Annotated in this window: 13 protein-coding genes; 3 read left to right on the top strand and 10 right to left on the bottom strand. The window is 66.5% G+C overall.

Annotated elements, in window-relative coordinates; all coding sequences use genetic code 11:
- Window positions 1-423 precede the first annotated feature (423 nt).
- From KMW22_RS17355 to KMW22_RS17365, 3 genes are all read right to left on the bottom strand, one after another.
- Window positions 424-894: a hypothetical protein gene (locus KMW22_RS17355; protein ID WP_221091288.1), complete on the bottom strand. Its 471-nt coding sequence runs from the start codon at window positions 892-894 to the stop codon at window positions 424-426.
- Entirely contained in the window at window positions 891-2,939 is a 2,049-nt protein-coding gene (locus tag KMW22_RS17360) for an alpha/beta hydrolase family protein (RefSeq protein ID WP_221091289.1), read from the bottom strand. Before KMW22_RS17360 ends, KMW22_RS17355 begins: the two co-directional genes overlap by 4 nt.
- A gap of 720 nt (window positions 2,940-3,659) precedes the next feature.
- Complete coding sequence (locus KMW22_RS17365; protein WP_221091290.1) at window positions 3,660-5,348, bottom strand: GGDEF domain-containing protein; 1,689 nt, start codon at window positions 5,346-5,348, stop codon at window positions 3,660-3,662.
- Between the two features lie 380 nt (window positions 5,349-5,728).
- On the opposite strand from KMW22_RS17365, the gene KMW22_RS17370 reads away from it, so the two are divergent.
- The gene (locus tag KMW22_RS17370) at window positions 5,729-6,235 is read left to right on the top strand and encodes a hypothetical protein (RefSeq protein WP_221091291.1); all 507 of its coding nucleotides are present in this window, start codon (window positions 5,729-5,731) and stop codon (window positions 6,233-6,235) included.
- A gap of 69 nt (window positions 6,236-6,304) precedes the next feature.
- On the opposite strand, the gene KMW22_RS17375 is transcribed toward KMW22_RS17370, so the two are convergent.
- From KMW22_RS17375 to KMW22_RS17390, 4 genes are all read right to left on the bottom strand, one after another.
- A complete protein-coding gene (locus KMW22_RS17375) occupies window positions 6,305-6,994 on the bottom strand; it encodes a hypothetical protein (RefSeq protein ID WP_221091292.1) in 690 nt (229 codons plus the stop codon).
- A 481-nt stretch (window positions 6,995-7,475) separates the two neighbouring features.
- The gene (locus KMW22_RS17380) at window positions 7,476-8,669 is read right to left on the bottom strand and encodes a trans-sulfuration enzyme family protein (RefSeq protein WP_221091293.1); all 1,194 of its coding nucleotides are present in this window, start codon (window positions 8,667-8,669) and stop codon (window positions 7,476-7,478) included.
- A 65-nt stretch (window positions 8,670-8,734) separates the two neighbouring features.
- The gene (locus KMW22_RS17385) at window positions 8,735-9,499 is read right to left on the bottom strand and encodes a 4'-phosphopantetheinyl transferase family protein (protein ID WP_221091294.1); all 765 of its coding nucleotides are present in this window, start codon (window positions 9,497-9,499) and stop codon (window positions 8,735-8,737) included.
- Window positions 9,496-10,095 (bottom strand): TetR/AcrR family transcriptional regulator, encoded by a 600-nt coding sequence (locus KMW22_RS17390; protein ID WP_221091295.1) that lies wholly within the window; start codon window positions 10,093-10,095, stop codon window positions 9,496-9,498. Before KMW22_RS17390 ends, KMW22_RS17385 begins: the two co-directional genes overlap by 4 nt.
- Before the next feature lie 312 nt (window positions 10,096-10,407).
- Here KMW22_RS17390 and KMW22_RS17395 point away from each other — a divergent pair, with 312 nt between their 5' ends.
- Window positions 10,408-11,343 carry an ABC transporter ATP-binding protein gene (locus tag KMW22_RS17395; RefSeq protein WP_221091296.1) on the top strand — a complete coding sequence of 312 codons (936 nt, stop codon included), beginning with the start codon at window positions 10,408-10,410 and terminating at the stop codon, window positions 11,341-11,343.
- A gap of 1 nt (window position 11,344) precedes the next feature.
- Window positions 11,345-12,517 carry an ABC transporter permease gene (locus KMW22_RS17400; RefSeq protein WP_221091297.1) on the top strand — a complete coding sequence of 391 codons (1,173 nt, stop codon included), beginning with the start codon at window positions 11,345-11,347 and terminating at the stop codon, window positions 12,515-12,517.
- Window positions 12,518-12,955: 438 nt separating this feature from the next.
- On the opposite strand, the gene glf is transcribed toward KMW22_RS17400, so the two are convergent.
- From glf to KMW22_RS17415, 3 genes are all read right to left on the bottom strand, one after another.
- Window positions 12,956-14,131, bottom strand: coding sequence for a UDP-galactopyranose mutase (gene glf, locus KMW22_RS17405; RefSeq protein WP_221091298.1), 1,176 nt, complete (start codon window positions 14,129-14,131; stop codon window positions 12,956-12,958).
- Window positions 14,124-15,296 carry a glycosyltransferase family 1 protein gene (locus KMW22_RS17410; RefSeq protein ID WP_221091299.1) on the bottom strand — a complete coding sequence of 391 codons (1,173 nt, stop codon included), beginning with the start codon at window positions 15,294-15,296 and terminating at the stop codon, window positions 14,124-14,126. The genes glf and KMW22_RS17410 overlap by 8 nt, the downstream gene beginning before the upstream one ends.
- A gap of 270 nt (window positions 15,297-15,566) precedes the next feature.
- Window positions 15,567-16,475: an SDR family oxidoreductase gene (locus tag KMW22_RS17415; protein WP_221091300.1), complete on the bottom strand. Its 909-nt coding sequence runs from the start codon at window positions 16,473-16,475 to the stop codon at window positions 15,567-15,569.
- Window positions 16,476-16,612 lie beyond the last annotated feature (137 nt).

Genomic DNA, 16,612 nt, shown 5'->3' on the forward strand with positions numbered 1-16,612 from the left:
GCTCGCGGCCGTTGACGAGCGATGTGCTTGGCTGATGACCCAAGAAGCTCTGGTTTCGCGCACGACGTACTTCCACTGGCTTCCCAATGCGTAATGTCCAATCTTTACTTCATTTTCGTATCATTTGTCGAGGCGCGAGCGATGGTGGCCCGCTATCGCGACCGCCTGCTGACCCTGGGCCTGCTCACCCTGGCCCATGAGCCGGAACGCCCCGCGCCGGATGAACGCCCCCACGAGCCCCAGAGCTGAAGAGGCATGGGCCCATCTGGCTGCGGCCGGGGCCCACGATGTTGGTGCCTTCCCGTTTCAGCCTTATCGGGAAACCCCCGCGCTTTCTGAGGTGGGGAGCTCCACATTCTCTGTGCTCTCAGCTGACCGGTGCGCAGGAGGATCGTCACCCAGAAGGCCGTTAACCGCTGCGGCTCAGGGACTTCCCACTGGCGCAGGTGGCGAGTACAAGACGTCCGAGTTGTAGGCCCTGAGAATCTCTGGCGCGTCCTTGAAGGTCTCGGTCTTGGGCTTGAGCAGGCTGGTGGCCAGCGCGATCTCCAACGCCGGGTTGCTCCTTAGCCGGAACGTTCCGTGGTACTGCCCGTAATCGTCGCCCCAGTGCATCTCGACCACGTGGGGCTCAATAAGCTCGGAGAGTTCCGCCAGCACCTGCTCCCGGTCCAGCGTGGAAACGTACACGCGGGAGCCTCCCTCTGTTACCAGGGGCCCATAGAATTTTTCCCCATCAATGGGCTTGTACTGGGGCGCAGAGAGGGTCTCTAGAATAAGGCTGTTGAGTTGCTCGGGGGTCAGCATGGCGGTGTCCTTCGTGTGTTGAAGCGTGCCGGTCTCGGCGGGGCGGCACGCGACCAGGCAGAGGGCCAGCAGGATCAGGCGTTTCACTGTCCCCTCCAGGAATTCCAGATGATGTCGAGCTGCAGCAGCACCTGCTGCTCAATATTTCTGGGAATCACGATGCCCTGGCGGAAGTAGGTCTCAATTGGCGTGGCCTTCTGGGGATAGACCGGCATCCCGAAGCCGGTGGGCATCGGCCGGGCCGCATAGTCGGTTTCGTAATGGTCCATCTTCAGCACCTTGCTCAGCGCCACATCGTCCGGGTCCAGCGCCAGCGGGGCCGAGCCGGCCATCAGCGCGTTCGCCCGCTTCTTGAACTCCGCGATGGTCTTGATGCTCTTGTCCGCCGCCAGGTTCTCTACATGAGACAGCAGCGTGTTGTAGGCGATGTTGGCGTACACCGTGGCCTCGAACAGGTCGGTGCCCGGGTACAGATGGACGTTGTTGGCCAGGGTCTGCCGCTTGTTCTCCGCCTGAATGCGCGGATCCTGCGCCGTGCTGTAGGTGCCCGCAAGCACCGTCTTGACGTCCTGCAGCTTTTCTCCAGGCTTGGCACTGAGGGTCGCCTCGTCCTTCAGGCCCTGATCGGCCATCACCTGCAGGTCCTCACTGAGGTTCTTCTGGCCCCGGATGTAGGTGCTCAGCATCGGCGTCACATGCCCCGAGGCGATGTTCTCCAGGGCGCTGTTGCCGAAGGGTTCCCGGGTCCCCTTGTCCCGGCTCACCCGGTCAAAGTACGTGATCTGCCCGTCCAGCGCCTGCTGCCCGGCCGTCGGCACGATGTCGCCTTCCACCCGGTAATGCCGGGCCAGGATGGGGTCGGCCTTGCCTTCGCCCGCGTTGTGCTGGCGCATTTTGGCGACTTCGGCCTTGTCAATGTTCGCGGCCTGGAACGTCACCACCGAGCCGAAATACTCCGGATGCAGGGCCGGCACCAGCTGCGCAATCGCGCCGCCCAGGCTGTGGCCCGTCGAAACCGCCTTGCCCTTCAGCCGCTGCAGATTCGCCAGAATCAGGTCTTCGTTCGGTTGCACGTGGTACCAGCCCACCTGCTTGGGTGACAGGTCGCCCATGATCGTGTCGACCGTCCCTTCAATCCCCTCCCGCCGGGCCTGCGCCTGCTCGGCGACCAAGCCGCCTTTCGCCTTGGCCGCCTTGGCCGCGTCATTGCCCAGGGGGTCATATTTCACGCCCTCTGTGCCGCGAAACGACACGATGGGATGCGCCCACCTGGCCTTTCCGGGCACTGGCGTAAACACACGCATCTGAAAACCCCAGCGCCCCAGAATCAGCGGCCCCGCCCTGAAGCCAAAGTGCTTCAGCAGGGCGGCAGGGTTGCTGTGACGCCGCTCGTCAAAGGTGTCGCTGTTCATCTCCTCGGCCGTCTGGTTGCTGTACACCAGCCCCACGGCAATCTGCTCCAGGAAAGCGTCCAGGGTCAACGTCTCCTGGCTCATGGGCGGCGGCAGCAGGGCCATCAGCGGGCCGCGTTGATTGGCGTCGCGGATCAGTTCACCGAGCGTGGCGCTCAGGGTCTTGCCGCCGTGCTGCTTGGCGTACGCAGCGGCAACCGCGTGGCGGTCTTTGGCGGGAATGGCCCCCAGAATTCCTTTCAGGATGGCCACGTCGTGGCTGGTGGCGGCGCTGCCCAGCGTGTCGCGGGCCTGGTAGGCGCCGGTGATGTTGCCCAGGCCAATGTGGCTGGCCGAATGCCGGGTTTCGGTCAGGCGCCGGGTCACGCCGCTGGTAATGTCCTGCGCGGCCGCTGGCCCCAGCAGAAGGCCTGCGGCGCCGTTGCTGGCGCCATCCGCCCAGCCAGGAATGGCCTCGCCATCTTTGCCCAGATTGGCCTTGATCGTCTGGTCCATCAGCCGTTCCTGGGTGTGTTTCTCGATCCATTCGCCCAGGAAGAGGGCCATCAGGTTGGGGCGGCCCGCCATACCCCTGATCTTGGCGGCGTTGCGCTGAATTTCCGCCTGAACATACGTCGGAAGGGTGGCTGCTGGCTTCGCGGCCGGCGGCGTGGCCGCCTTGGTAGAGGCCGCCTGGGGAGACGAGGGAGCGGTGGTGCGGCGGGTGGGGGTCTCCAGCATGGGGGCTCCTGGCCTTCAGGGTACCGGACGGCCAGTCAGCTTGGGGTATAGATGGCGTGGGTGGCCTTGAGCGTCTGCCCATCTGGAGAGGGCGTCTGGGGCCCGTCGGCCCAGGTGTGGCCGAGCGTCTGGCCTGGGCGGCGTGTGGCGGTCACCACTTCAGGGGTCGGAGGAAGGGCTCGTCAGAGGAGGCGGGCAATATCCTTCCCCCCTTGGACAACGCCTTCATGCCTGCCGCGTCGGCAGGGGGCGGCCACTACTCGCCCAAACGTAAGCACCACTGCACCCCTTGATCGTCACTGAAGCCCTGCCGCCTTCCATGGGCATGCGTCCCCCACGCGCTGATCCATTGGTCAACAGGTGTTCGGGACGCTACCCACAGTTGCTGCTGGAATGTGGCCAAGAGGGTTCGTACCCTGAGTCACCCAACCCGCCGTGAGCTGCCTCCAGCGGTGCAGGCGGGTTCTTGGCTATGCCCCTCTATGCCTCCGTAGATATGGTCGGCGTGGTCCGGGCGGTCAATGCGGCATGGCCGGAGTTCATGCAGGCTAATGGCAGCGAGTCCGAGATGAGCCCAACTCCCTGACGGCGTGTGACCGGGCGCAGGGGCCCTCTTCTGAAAAGACACCTTCCTTTCTGCGCCATCGGCCGGGAACCTCAGGACTGTTCACGTGTTCCTGGCGCTGGTCAACGCGCCGCTGACGTCCCCTTTCAGCCCTTTTATCGGCCATCCGCACCCTTCGACGGCGCCTGATAGGCGCAGATGCGGTTCTTTCCTGCGCGTTTTGCCTGGTACATCGCGGTGTCTGCGCCGTGCAGCAGGCCGTCAAGATCCTGGGCCTGATCGGGGTAAGCCGCGTAACCCACACTTGCCCCGATGTGGACCGCTGAACCGCCCAGCGAAAAGGGCACCTGGAGGACCTCGATGATCCGCTGGCCCACGCGGTGCAGATCATCCTCACCCGTGATGCACTGGGCCAGCACCACAAACTCGTCGCCGGCAAAGCGCGCCACCGTATCGGCCTCGCGCACCACGCCCAGCAGCCGGGCGGCCACCTGACGCAGTACCTCGTCGCCAGCGGCGTGGCCCCAGGTGTCGTTGACCTGCTTGAAGTCGTCCAGATCAATGAACAGCACGCCGTGGCGCGCGGGGGTCCGGCGCGCCAGCTTCAGGGTCTGGGTCAGGCGTTCCAGAAAGAGGTTGCGGTTGGGCAGCCCCGTCAGGGGGTCATGGTCAGCCAGGTGCCGCACCGCCGCTTCGGCGCGCCGCAGATCTGCATTCGCCTGTTCCAGTTCGGCGCGCCGTTCCCGTTCCCACTGCGCTTCCCGCCGCAGGGCCACCACGTTCGCCTCCACGGCCAAGATGTTGGTCTTGTGGTCCAGGTTCAGGGTGTGCAGTTGGGCCCATGTCGCGTGGAACGCCTTGTACTGCTGCAAGGCCGCTTCAAAGGCGTGCTGCTGCTCCAGCGCCGCCGCCAGCCAGCGGTGGGCGTCGCACACCTGGCGAAGCAGCGCCACACGCTGGGCCAGGGCCAGCGCCGCTTGCAACGGAGCCAGGGCTGCGGGTTGCTCGCCCCGGATCAGGTGCAGGCGCCCCCGGGCGATGAGGGTCATGGCTTCGTGCTCCCGGTCCCCACTGGCGCGGTGCATCTCCAGCGCTTGGCGGCTGTCCGCTTCGGCCTCTTCCACCTGCCCCTGTTCGAGAAACATCAGGGCCCGGTAGGTGCGGAGGATGGCTTCGGGGTGGTCCAGGTGCAGCGCCTGACACTGGGCGAGCAGCCCGTGGCTGTCGCTCAGGGCCTGCGCATGCTCGCCCAGATGAAAGCGGGTCACCACAAGGTTCAGGCGGGTGATGGCCTCCTGCGTGCAGTGCACAGGGGAAGGCGGGTCCAGGCGCACCCCCTCGAGCCGCTCGAGCGCCTGGGTGTGCAGTTCCAGCGCGCGGTCATACGCCTGGATGTCCCAGTGGATGTTGCCCATATTGGTCAGCACGCGCGCCTCGCCGGGCAGGTCCCCCAGTTCGTGCACAAGGTGCAGGCTGGTCAGGGCACAGTGCATCGCCTGCGCGTAGTCACCGCGCTGCTTATGAACAACGCTCAGTGCTGTTGCCGCGCGGTAGGCGGCGGCCGGAAAGCGGTCGTGGGCCAGGGCGTAGGCCTGCGTGTAGTGCGTCAGCGCAGCCGCGTAGTCCGACTGATAGTAGGCGCAACCGCCCAGCACGATATGGGCCATGGCCAGGCCCTCTTCATCCTGCAGGGCCTGCGCCAGGGTGTACGCCTGGGTGGCCAGGTGCAGGGCTTGCCGCGCGTCGGCGTACTTCTGCTCGTCGGCCTCTGCCAGCAGCCGGGCCAGCGCCGCCGGAGTGCCGGCCACGTCCTCAGCAGGAGATTCGGGTTCCAGAGGGCTCATCGTCAGGCACTCCTCTACACGGTGGGGCGTGTCTGCAGTGTAGGGCGGCCTCCGCACACAACTCTGACCAGTAGCGGCGCGGTGGGCGGGGACCTGATTGAAACGCTAGCCATGCGGCGAACGCTGCCAAAACGCCCACCTCAGGCCTGGGCTGCTTATGACGGCTGCTCCGTTATTGAACCCATTGTGGCTAGGCGCAAGGTCAGGTTTGCGGCGAAAGAACGCCCTCCACTGTCTGGATCGGCTTTTCCTCGACTGGGGGACGGTCTGGCCAGCCGGTCAGCAGCGCCCCACGGCTGCCTAGAGAGGTCAGCCTGGCGCCTCTAGCACTACACCACCCACCTTTATAATGAAAAAAATTATACACAAAGACGTACAGAATGAAAAGAAGTATCTACTGGATCGTGGCGGTTGGGTGGCTGGCGGCCGGCATGGGGCAAGCGCAGACGGCCACCCCCACGCCTATCCTTCTGCGAGCGAACCTGGCCCAGACCTTCGCGCAGACCGCCTGCCCCTCGAATGCTCCCGCTGGCTCCCTGTGCCTGGACGTGACAGCGAAGGGCATCGTTGCGGGGCTGGGGCCTGTGGAGCTGCGCCGGCTGGTGCGCGTCAAGGGCGCCGCGTTCAACCCGGCGCAGCCCACCTGCGTTGAGGGCTATACCCGGGGCACGCTGAGCGTCTCCAAAACAGACACGCTGACCTTTGAAGGTCTGGGTCAGGTCTGCCTGTCCACGGGCATTGCGGGCTATCACCTCGTGGTGACGGGTGGCACCGGGCGGTATGCCGGCGTCGTGGGCGGCGGCGCAGTCACGGTGCCCCCGCCGGACTCCGGCAGCACAGGTCGGGAGCTGTGGGACGTTCTGCTTTATCCCGCTGCAGGCCGCTAAAGAGAGGTGACGGCCGGGCGCGCCCTGCCTGGTCGCCCCTGTGGGTGTCCCTTCCCAGGGAATCCCCCCTCAGCGGCCCACGGTCAGTTGAAAGCGATCGCGTCCGCCGCAGCCGGTCACGCGGGCCTCCAGCGAAAGCTCTGAGAAGGTGTAGTTGAGGTTGACCCGCAAGGAGTCGTCACGCACGGCGCGCAGGCTGAACGTGATCAGCGGCGTGCCCACCTCATCAAAGCCAGGGCTGGTGCCCAGCGGGAACCGGCGCGCGGGTGGCCACTTCACCTGACACGTCTTGAACGTGACGTGCACGCTGTCTCGAAGTCCAAGCTGGCGGCAGTTCAGGGGCCCTGTGGTCGTTATGGCAGTAGAGCGCTTGATGGCCTGCTGCAGTTGGTCAACCAGAACCTCGTACGCGGTCAGTTGATCAGCCAGGTGCACCAGACTGCCCTGGCCATGAGGACGGACCGTATAGACCTTGTCCGGCACAGCCAGCACGACCCACTGTTTGCCCTGCGGGGTTGGCGGCCCACCCCACGCCGCCGAGAGCAGCGCCGCGACCGTTGCGGGTGCCTGATTGGGGTAGACGGTGCAGGTGAAGTGAACCAGGGGCGTACTGGGGTGCGCACAGGGGACGTTGCGGTGCGGCAGGGTTTGCAGGGTGTCAGCGGCCCGCATCCCCTCGAAATCGAGTTGGCAGGCGCCCGCCGCGCTCCATACGCTCAGACCAGCCAAGCCCACACCCAGGATGCCTCTCCAGTTCACGGTGACTGCAGTTTACGTGCCCAGGCGCGGCTCGTCTGCCACATCTGGGTTGCGCAATCAAGAGGCGTCGGCCAGCGGTGACCGGCGGGACATTTGAAGGCCCACACGGGTCCTGTGCGGCCGAGCCCTTGAACGCTGGAGTCCGCATATCCGGTGAGGCAGTGCTGTCAATCCCCAACCAAACTCATGGGCCACCAATCGGGTATAGAACCGGATTCGCGCCGACACGCGCATGGAGAGCCCTGCTGTCTCGTCGGCCGCGCCCTGATTTTAGAGTTAAGCCCCTCGGCCGGGATGGCTTAGCCGAGGACAGCGCTTCGCCCCACCTGGGTCCGTCTGACACTCGATTCACCTCGGATTCTGGAAACCCTGCCCCCAATAGGTCTGGGCTTCGGGACTCGGCGACCGCCACACGGGCGCAGCGCAAAGTTGCCGGGCCGCTGCAGCTCTGGCAACGGCCCGGCTTTTCCTTCGGCCAGCTTTAGTCGTGGGCCACGGGCACCCGGTCCAGGGCGCGCAGCACGTCGTCAATCAGGTCGGTGGGGTCTTCAATGCCCACGCTCAGGCGCACAAGGCCTGGGGTCACACCCTGGCGCAGCAGCGCCTCCTCGCCCAGCAGGGCGTGGGTGGTGCTGGCGGGGTGGCAGATCAGGCTTTCCACATCGCCCAGGCTCACGGCCTGCGTGAACAGCTGCAGTTCGTCGGCAAAGGCCATCGCGGCGGCGCGCGATTCCAGCTCCACGCTCACCAGCCCGCCATAGCCGCTCATCTGGCGGGTGGCCACCTCGTGCCCGGGGTGGTTCGGCAGCCCGGGGTAGAGCACGGTCTTCAGGCCCGGGTGGCCCTGCAAGGCCAGGGCCAGGGCCTGCGCGCCCTCGCAGTGGGCGGCCATGCGCAGGGGTAGGGTTTTCATGCCGCGTAGGAACAGGTAGGCCTCGAACGGTCCCAGCGAGGCGCCTACATGCCGCAGCCCCACGCCGCGCAGTTCGGCCAGCAGGTCTGCTCGGGCCGCCACCACGCCCCCAATGGCGTCGCCGTGACCCCCCAGGTACTTGGTGGCGCTGTGCATCACCAGATCAATGCCGTGTTCGGCCGGCCGTGTCAGGGCCGGGGTGCTGAAGGTGTTGTCCACCACCGTCAGGGCACCCGCCGCCTGCGCCGAGCGCGCCACCCAGCCCAGGTCCACGATGTTCAGGCGGGGATTGGTGGGCGTTTCCACCCAGATCAGGCGGGTTTTGGGCCCAATCAGGGCGTCCATCGCTGTTTCGTCGGCGGCCTCGTGGACCACCACGCCGAACTTCGTGGCCACCTCGTGCAGAAAGCCGGTGGTGCCCCCGTACAGCGGCGCCACGAAAATCACCTCGTCGCCCGGCTGCAGCAGGGTCAAGCACACGGCCGAGACCGCGCCCATGCCGCTGGCAAAGGCCACCGCGTCGTCCAGCCCTTCCAGATCGGCCAGCTTGCGCTCGAAGGCGCGCACGGTGGGGTTGGTCAGGCGCGAGTAGAAATAGCCCTCTTCCTGACCGGCAAACAGCCGCTCGCCCCGGGCCGCGTTCCCGTAGCCAAAGGTGCTGGTGGCGTAAATGGGGGTGGCGTGGGCGCCCGTGGCTGAATCAAGACCATGCCCGGCATGCACGGCGCGCGTCCGGAACGCCTGTCTAGGGTTGTGTGCCATGCCCACACTGTACGGCACTCCCATGAACGAACGTTTGTTTTTTGCCCGGTGTCCAGTGGGGCCGATCACCCGTTGCTGTCTGGGACCCGGGGAATTCCGGCGCTGGGCGCTGGGAGAGGCTCGGCCGCCCAATGTCCCGTCCGGGCACAGACCGGGGTGATTCGCTGCAGGGTCAGGCCCGGGGCCGTGGCCGCCACGGCCAGAATGTGCGCAGAACCCAGCCAGCGCACCTGCAGGGTCCAGTCGTCGGCGGGAGCCCGGGGCCCGGCTTCCACCAGCGGCGCGGCGTTCAGGTCGGCCGGCACGCTCAGCTGGACCCGCTGCAGCCCAAAGGCCAGCCCGCTGCCGTGCGCCTTGAGCAGCGCCTCTTTGCAGGCCCAGGCGCGGTAGAACGCCCGCCCGTATTCCCCGGCAGGCCGCGCCTGCAGCCGGGCGCGCTCCAGTGGCCCCAGGGCCATGCTGATCAGCGCCGGGCTCAGGGGCCGCACCGCCTCGACATCCACGCCCAGCGGCTGCGCGCCAAGCGCCAGCGCCAGCAGGTCCCCCGTGTGGCTGAGGTTGAAGTGCAACCGGGCGGGCTCTGGGCCCTGTAGCAGGTAGGGCTTGCCATGTTCTCCCTGGCCGAACCTCAGTTCATGTGGATTGGCGCCCAGATGCGTGCCCAGCACCGTGCGCACCAGGGCCCGAGCCGCGACAGCGCGGGCCCGGGGCCCAGGGAGGGAAATGCCAGCCGCCCGCGCCTGTTCTTCGGGCGACAGCAGCGCCGCCAGGGGGGCAAAGTCCGGGGCGTGGGCCAGATAAACAGTGGTCGTGTCGGCCTTCAGCCTCACGGAGCAGGCGGGGTGCCGGGGCGCGCCACCCCATGCAGAAAGTCCTGGACGTGCTGCGCGGGGTCGAAGCCGGTTTCTATATCAAAGACTTCGCCCAGCAGAAGGATTTTGCCGGCCATCGGGCCCATGAAGGCGGCCATCAGGTCTTCGGGGGTGCGGCCCGGAAAATGACCAGCGGCTTGGTAGTGGAGGAACAGGCTGCGCAGGCTGTGCAGCAGCTTCTGGCGCAGCGGCGCCGACGCCTTGTGCAGCGCGGCGTGATAGGCGACTTCGGGCAGCAGGCGCAGAATCAGTCTGCGGTGGCGCCGGGCGAGGCGGTGGTACTGCTCGGCCACCCGCTGCAGGTCTGCTTCCAGGTGGCCGGTGGGGGAGAGCGCCGCTTCCTGATACCCGTTGGTGAGGGTCAGAAACACCTCGACAATCAGGTTGGCCTTGGTTTTGAACAGCCGGAACAGCGTCACTTCGGCCACGCCGGCCTGGGTGGAAATGGAGCGGGTGGTGGCGCGGCCAAATCCCTCCTGCGCCATCACCTCAATGGTGGCGTCCAGCAGCCGCTCCCGGGCGCCGGGCGCCGCTGGTGAATCCTGATCTGACATGCTGCCAAGGTAGACCATGAAAGTGGAGGTCGGCCTTCCCCGTGCCAGAGCGGAGTGTGGGCAGTGGGTGAGGATGGGTGGCGGGTGGTGGCCTGGGTCGGGCCGGAGAGTTGCGGTCATACAGAAGGGGGGCCACCACAGCCGCTTCTCTCCCTGAGCGTGGCTTGCCACCGTGCCCACTGCCCCCAGCACCCCACCTCCAGGCCCGTCGCCGCTGACAACCACCTCCCAGCGGCCTACGGTGATGTAAGCAAGCACTAACATACAGGGCGGTGTGGCTTCGGCCCTCTGGCGTGCTGCGGGGAGGGACATATGGACGCGGTGGAACTTCACAGGCTCACGAAGGTGTACCAGCGCGGGCGGCGCAGCGTTACAGTGGTGGATCAGCTGAATCTGAAGGTGCCGGCGGGCATCGTGTTCGGGTTTCTGGGGCCCAATGGCGCCGGCAAAACCACCACCATACGCATGCTCTGCGGCGTGCTGGCCCCGACCAGCGGCGAGGCGCAGGTGGCGGGCGCCAGCCTCCGGCACCCGGACCAGATCAAGGCGCGCATTGGGTACGCCAATCAGGCCGCCAGCGTCTACGGCGACCTGAGCGTGCAGGAGAACCTGCAGTTCAAAGCGGCGCTGTACCTGCCCAGCGCCGAGGTGGGCCCCGCCGTAGAACGGGTGATGGCCCGGCTGGCGCTGGAACCTTTTCGGCACACCGCCGCCGCGCAGCTGTCTGGCGGCTGGCGCCAGCGCCTGCTGATCGGCACAGCCATCATCCACAGCCCGCGCGTGATCTTTCTGGATGAACCCACCGCCGCCGTGGACCCGGTGGGGCGGCGCGAGCTGTGGGACACCATCTACAACCTGACGGCCGACGGCGTGACCGTGTTCGTGAGCACCCACTACATGGAAGAAGCCGAGCGCTGCCACCGCATTGCCATGATCGCCGGCGGGCGCCTGCTGGCCGAGGGCCGCCCCGAGTCCATCCGCGCCGCCACGCCAGGGCACTTCTATCAGTTCGAGCCCGCCAATCTGGTGGAGGGCCTGCACCGCGCGCGCACGGCGCCCGGGGTACGCGGCGCTTGGATCAGCGGCAACACCATCCGGCTGCTGGCCGACGGGGAGCTGCGTGTGGGGGCGTGGCCGGCGGGGCCTCCCCCCGCTCCCGCCCTGCCCACCCTGGAAGACGCCTTCGTGGCTCTGGCCCAGCGGGCCCAGGCCCCAGACCAACAGCCCCCCGCTCAAGGGGTGGCCTGACATGACCCAGCCCCATCCCTCCCTGCGCGCTGTCCACCGTCCTGGGCCCGCTATGGCCGCCCAGCGCACCCTCGCCATTGCCCGCAAGGAATTCATGCAGCTGCGCCGCGACCCCGTGCTGCTGCGCTTCATCCTGATTTTTCCGGTGGCGCTGCTGGTGATTTTCGGCTTTGCGCTGAACACCAAGGTGACCCACATTCCGCTGGTGGTGGTGGACGAATCGGCCGACCGGGTCAGTCAGAACCTGCAGCAGACCATGGGTGAGGATGACCGCTTCGCCCTGACCACCGCGCCGTCGCTGGCCACAGCCCTGGAACAGGTGCGTCAGGGCGAGGCCAGAGCGGCCCTGCACATTCCCAAAGGGGCGATCGACGCGGTGCGTGGAGACCAGTCGCTCGACTTCACGGTATACGTGGACGGCTCAGACCCCACGGTGAGTTCACAGATTCGTGCCAATGCCGCCGCAGCTGCGCAGGACACCGCGTCCACCATTGCCGCCGCCCGCGCCCTGCGGACGAACACCAGCGCCACGCCCCCCGTCTCCCCTGAAGTGAAGGTGCTGTTTAACCCCGATGACCGCACCGCCGTGTATATCGTGCCCGGCATGATCGGCCTGATTCTGACCCTGGTGGGCTGCCTGCTGACCGCTATCGTGATCGTGCGTGAGCGGGAAATGGGCACCATGGAGGGCCTGATTGCCACGCCCGTGCGCCCGCTGGAAGTGGTGTTGGGCAAGATCACGCCGTACTTTGTCTTCGGGCTGATTGACGCGGTGCTGGTGGTGCTGGCCGGCGTACTGGTGTTCCGGGTGCCGTTTCAGGGCTCGCCGCTGCTGCTGGCCGGCGCCATGCTGCTGTTTATCCTGGGCTCGCTGGGCGTGGGGATCGTGATTTCCACCTTCGTGCGCACCCAGATTCAGAGCGTGTTCTGGATCATCGCCTACTTCTTTCCCAGCATCTTTCTTTCGGGGTTGTTCTTTCCGCTGGAAGGCATGGTGCAGCCCTTTGGCTTTATTTCGCATCTCGTGCCCCTGCGCCACTTTCTAGAGCTGGCGCGCGGCGTGATGATTCGCGGCGCCGACCTCTCGCACCTCGCCACGCCCATGCTGGCCCTGGCGCTGTTCAGCGCCGCCACGCTGCTGATCGCCAACTTCCGCTTCAAGAAGACGCTCTGAGGGCAGCCGCACCAGTGAGCGTCAGACGGCTTCCGAATCATCCGTGACCGCCCCTGCGCCTCGGTGCTTGCACGCCGCTCCGCTCCCGGTGTTCCTGCTCTGCTGCGCCGCTCTGCCAGCCCCTCCGGTCGGGTTTACCCGTTTGGATGGACCGGAATCCTCAGCACTGGTTCGGACACGTTTGAAGCCTGTTGAGCTGAAGCTTGTTGAGGGGGCCGTTCCGAAAACGTCGTTTGGGCTGCTGCGCCCGCTTACCCCCCTCCCCGCCTCCCCCACAAGTGGCGAGGAGCAAAAATGCCATGTTGATCTTTGCTCGTTGCCGTGGACGCTCAGCCTGTCTGAACCATGAGCCGGAGAGGAGACGGCGCTGAACGGCCCGCATCTCCCTTGATTGAGGGATGCGGGCCGTTCAAGCGGTTTTAGAGAAGAGGCACTGCCTTAAGCCGAGCCGCCCGCCGTGCCCACAGCCTGACGCTCCGTGGCCTCGGCCTTGTCGCCCTGCAGGCGGCGGTAGGTCGCCAGGGCCTGGGCCACCACCTGATCCATGTTGTAGTAACGGTAGGTGGCCAGCCGGCCCACAAAGGTCACGTCGGTGCGGGTGCGGGTCAGGGCCTCGTACTTCTTGTACAACTCAGCGTTTTCGGGGCGGGGCACCGGGTAGTAGGGATCACCCTCGGCGCGGGGGTACTCGTAGACCACGCTGGTGTGCGGATGGCGCTGCCCGGTGATGTGCTTGAACTCGCTGATGCGGGTGTAGCCGTAGTCGTTGGGGTAGTTCACGGTGCCCACGGCCTGAAACTGCTCGACCGGGTGCGTTTCGTGCACAAAGTCCAGGCTGCGGTAGGGCAGCTTGCCGTGGCAGTGGTCAAAGAAGGCGTCCACCGGGCCGGTGTAGATCATGTGGCCCCAGGGCACCAAGTCCACAATTTCACGGTAATCGGTGTTCAGCATCACTTTGATGTTCGGGTGATCCAGCATCGCCTCGAACATGCGGGTGTAGCCGTGCAGCGGCATCGCCTGATACGTATCCGTGAAATAGCGGTTGTCGCGGTTGGTGCGTGTGGGCACCCGGGCCGTCACGGAGGCGTCCAGTTCGCTGGGGTCCAGGCCCCACTGCTTGCGGGTATAGCCCCGGAAGAACTTCTGATACAGGTCGCGCCCCACCTTGGAGACCACCACGTCCTCGCTGGTGCGCACCTGCTCCACCGGCTCGGCCACCGAGGCGAAGAAACTTTCCACCTCAAAGGCCGTGAGGTTCAGGCCGTACAGCCCATTGACCGTATCCAGGTTGATGGGAATGGGCAGCTGCTGCCCGTCCACGCTGGCCAGGACCCGGTGCTCGTAGGGCCGCCACGCGGTAAAGCGCGACAGGTACTCGAACACGTCCTTGCTGTTGGTATGGAAAATGTGCGGGCCGTATGGGTGAATCAGAATCCCGGCGTCGTCGTAGCGGTCATAGGCGTTGCCGCCAATGTGTGGGCGGCGGTCCACAATCAGCACGCGCTTGCCGGCGTCCCGGGCCAGACGCTCGGCTAGCACCGCGCCGGCAAAGCCTGCGCCCACGATCAGGTAGTCAAAGCCGCCGTTCCTGGGCAAAGGGGCCGCCTCAGTCATTGGCGCCTGCCATCTGGGCGCTGGCCACGCGGGCGGCCGGCTGGGCGGCCAGCGGCTCAATGTGGCGGTCCATCGCCTGCCACGTGGCGTCCCAGGACTGCTGCGACAGCAGGGCGTCGGCGCGTTCCAGGCGGTGGGCGGCGGCGGGGGTGCCGCGCTCGGCCAGGGCGGCGGCGCAGGCGGCTTCAAAGGCGTCGGCGCCGTCGGCAATGCGCACCAGTTCACGCTCGCCGTAGGGGCGCACCACGTCGCGGATACCGGTGGACACCACGCTCAGGCCCGCCGCGAGGTATTCGGGGGTCTTCGTGGGGCTGATGAACTCGGTGGCCGGGTTGTGGGCAAAGGGCAGCAGGCCCACGTCCCAGTGCGCAAAGTAGCCCGGCAGTTCGGCGTAGGGTTTCATGCCCAGGTAGTGCAGATTCGGCCCCTGGGGCAGCGTGGCCTGGTCAATCTTGACCACCGGGCCAATCAGCACAAACTGCCACTCCGGGCGGCGCCGGGCCACCTCGCCCAGCAGGGCCACGTCCAGGCGCTCATCAATGACGCCGGCAAAACCCAGCCGGGGCCCTGGAATGCCCGCCTGATCATCGGGTTGCGGCGGCAGGGCGCGCGCCTGCCGGAAGTGGGCGGTGTCCACGCTGGAGGGAAAGGGGTGCACGTTGGGGTGCCGGGCCGTCTTGGCCTCGTAGAGCCGGTGCCCCCCGGTGAACACCACGTCGGCGCGGCGGAACAGCTCGTCCTCGCGGGCGCGCAACTCGGGTGGGGCGCCGTGGAAGTTGGCCAGTTCGTCCATGCAGTCGTAGATCACGGTGCGGGGCGTCAGCAGGTCGGCCACCGGCAACTCCATGGGGGTGTAGACCCACAGGTCGTATTCCGGCACGTCCTCAGCGTCCAGGAACTCGGCCAGCACGGCGGCCGTGCGCGCCTGCGACTCGGCCGGGCTGTGGCCCACCTCAATGTAAGGGGTGCAGACCACCACGCCCGAGGGCTCGCGGCGCACCTGCAGTCGGTCACGCCACTCGCCAAAATGGGGCTCTTCAACGTAGTACACGGTGCGGGTGCGCGCCGCACGGGTCATGAGGTGCTGGGGGCGCTGAAACACGAAATCCCAGCGGAGGTGGGCCAGCACAACCAGAGCCGGGCAGGATGACTGAATAGGGGACATGAGGGCCTCCTGCCCGGGGAGCGGGCATGACAGGAAAAGGGATGTGCAGTGACCGGATTGCCACTCGGATAGGCTGGACTATAAACTGTGCGTCCTGCACGCATTTTTCGGTGATCTTTAATCCTTCTGATGCTGGCAGGAGAGCTGGGTAAAGCCCGCTTCATGCAGCGGCGGGCCACCCCTGCATCTGAAGCCAGCGTCAGGCCAAAGGAACAGCGTGCAGAGGAGGATTTTCCCGCTGCACGCCGTGGTCCCACGTGCGGCCAGCCTCTACCCGTTGATCAGTTCGCCGCCGTTGGGGTGAATGACCTGCCCGGTGATGTACGTGCTGTCATCGGACGCCAGGAACACGAAGGCCGGGGCCACCTCGGCGGGCTGACCCGCGCGGCCCAGCGGCACATCCTGGCCGAACTTGCCCACCTTGTCGGCATCGAAGGTGCTGGGAATCAGCGGCGTCCAGATGGGCCCGGGGGCCACCGCATTCACGCGAATCTTTTTCTCGGCCAGGTTGCCACTCAGGCTGCGGGTAAAGGCCACAATGGCGCCCTTGGTGCTGGAATAGTCCAGGAGCTCGGGGCTGCCCCGGTAGGCGGTGACGCTGGTGGTGTTCACGATGCAGTCGCCTTCTTGCAGGTGCGGCAGCGCGGCCTGCACCAGATAGAACATGGCAAAGATGTTGGTGCGGAAGGTGCGCTCCAACTGCTCGGGCGAGATGTCGGTGATGCTCTTTTGTGGGTGCTGCTCGGCGGCGTTGTTCACCAGCACGTTCAGGCCACCCAGGGTCGACACGGTGCGCTCCACCGCCTGCTGGCAGAAGGCGGGATCGCCCACGTCGCCGGCCAGCAGCAGGCCCCGGCGGCCCTCGGCTTCAATCATCTGCAGGGTGGCGCGGGCGTCCTCAGATTCGTCGAGGTACACAATCGCCACGTCTGCGCCTTCGCGGGCAAAATGCACAGCCACGGCGCGGCCGATGCCGCTGTCGCCCCCAGTGATCAGGGCCACCTTGCCGGCCAGCTTGTCGCTGCCCCGGTAGCCCTCGCGGATCACCACGGGTGCGAGGCTCATGTCGGCCTCGTGGCCGGGCTGCTCCGATTGGGTCTCGGCGGGGGTCTGTTCGGGCATCTGGTCAGCGGGAGCGGTTTCCGGCTGTTCGGTCGGGGTACGGTCGTCTTGGGTCATGAACACTCCTGAAGGCCGCTGGGGGCGGGGGCCTGTGGCCGCTGTTCAGTCTGGGGGGCAGGTGAACATGCCAGGGGAGGAACGGGTGAAGCGGGGTTCATGTCGGTTTGGTGAAGGTGGCGGGTTCTGTGCTGTGT

Source organism: Deinococcus aquaedulcis, from assembly GCF_019693445.1.
GTDB classification, from domain to species: domain Bacteria; phylum Deinococcota; class Deinococci; order Deinococcales; family Deinococcaceae; genus Deinococcus; species Deinococcus aquaedulcis.

What these genes read in the sequence shown, in the direction of transcription:
- KMW22_RS17360 (WP_221091289.1), bottom strand. Translation starts at nt 2,939, where the DNA reads ATGCTGGAGACCCCCACCCGCCGCACCACCGCTCCCTCGTCTCCCCAG.
- KMW22_RS17365 (WP_221091290.1), bottom strand. Translation starts at nt 5,348, where the DNA reads ATGAGCCCTCTGGAACCCGAATCTCCTGCTGAGGACGTGGCCGGCACT.
- KMW22_RS17370 (WP_221091291.1), top strand. Translation starts at nt 5,729, where the DNA reads ATGAAAAGAAGTATCTACTGGATCGTGGCGGTTGGGTGGCTGGCGGCC.
- KMW22_RS17380 (WP_221091293.1), bottom strand. Translation starts at nt 8,669, where the DNA reads ATGGCACACAACCCTAGACAGGCGTTCCGGACGCGCGCCGTGCATGCC.
- KMW22_RS17390 (WP_221091295.1), bottom strand. Translation starts at nt 10,095, where the DNA reads ATGTCAGATCAGGATTCACCAGCGGCGCCCGGCGCCCGGGAGCGGCTG.
- KMW22_RS17395 (WP_221091296.1), top strand. Translation starts at nt 10,408, where the DNA reads ATGGACGCGGTGGAACTTCACAGGCTCACGAAGGTGTACCAGCGCGGG.
- KMW22_RS17400 (WP_221091297.1), top strand. Translation starts at nt 11,345, where the DNA reads ATGACCCAGCCCCATCCCTCCCTGCGCGCTGTCCACCGTCCTGGGCCC.
- glf (WP_221091298.1), bottom strand. Translation starts at nt 14,131, where the DNA reads ATGACTGAGGCGGCCCCTTTGCCCAGGAACGGCGGCTTTGACTACCTG.
- KMW22_RS17410 (WP_221091299.1), bottom strand. Translation starts at nt 15,296, where the DNA reads ATGTCCCCTATTCAGTCATCCTGCCCGGCTCTGGTTGTGCTGGCCCAC.
- KMW22_RS17415 (WP_221091300.1), bottom strand. Translation starts at nt 16,475, where the DNA reads ATGACCCAAGACGACCGTACCCCGACCGAACAGCCGGAAACCGCTCCC.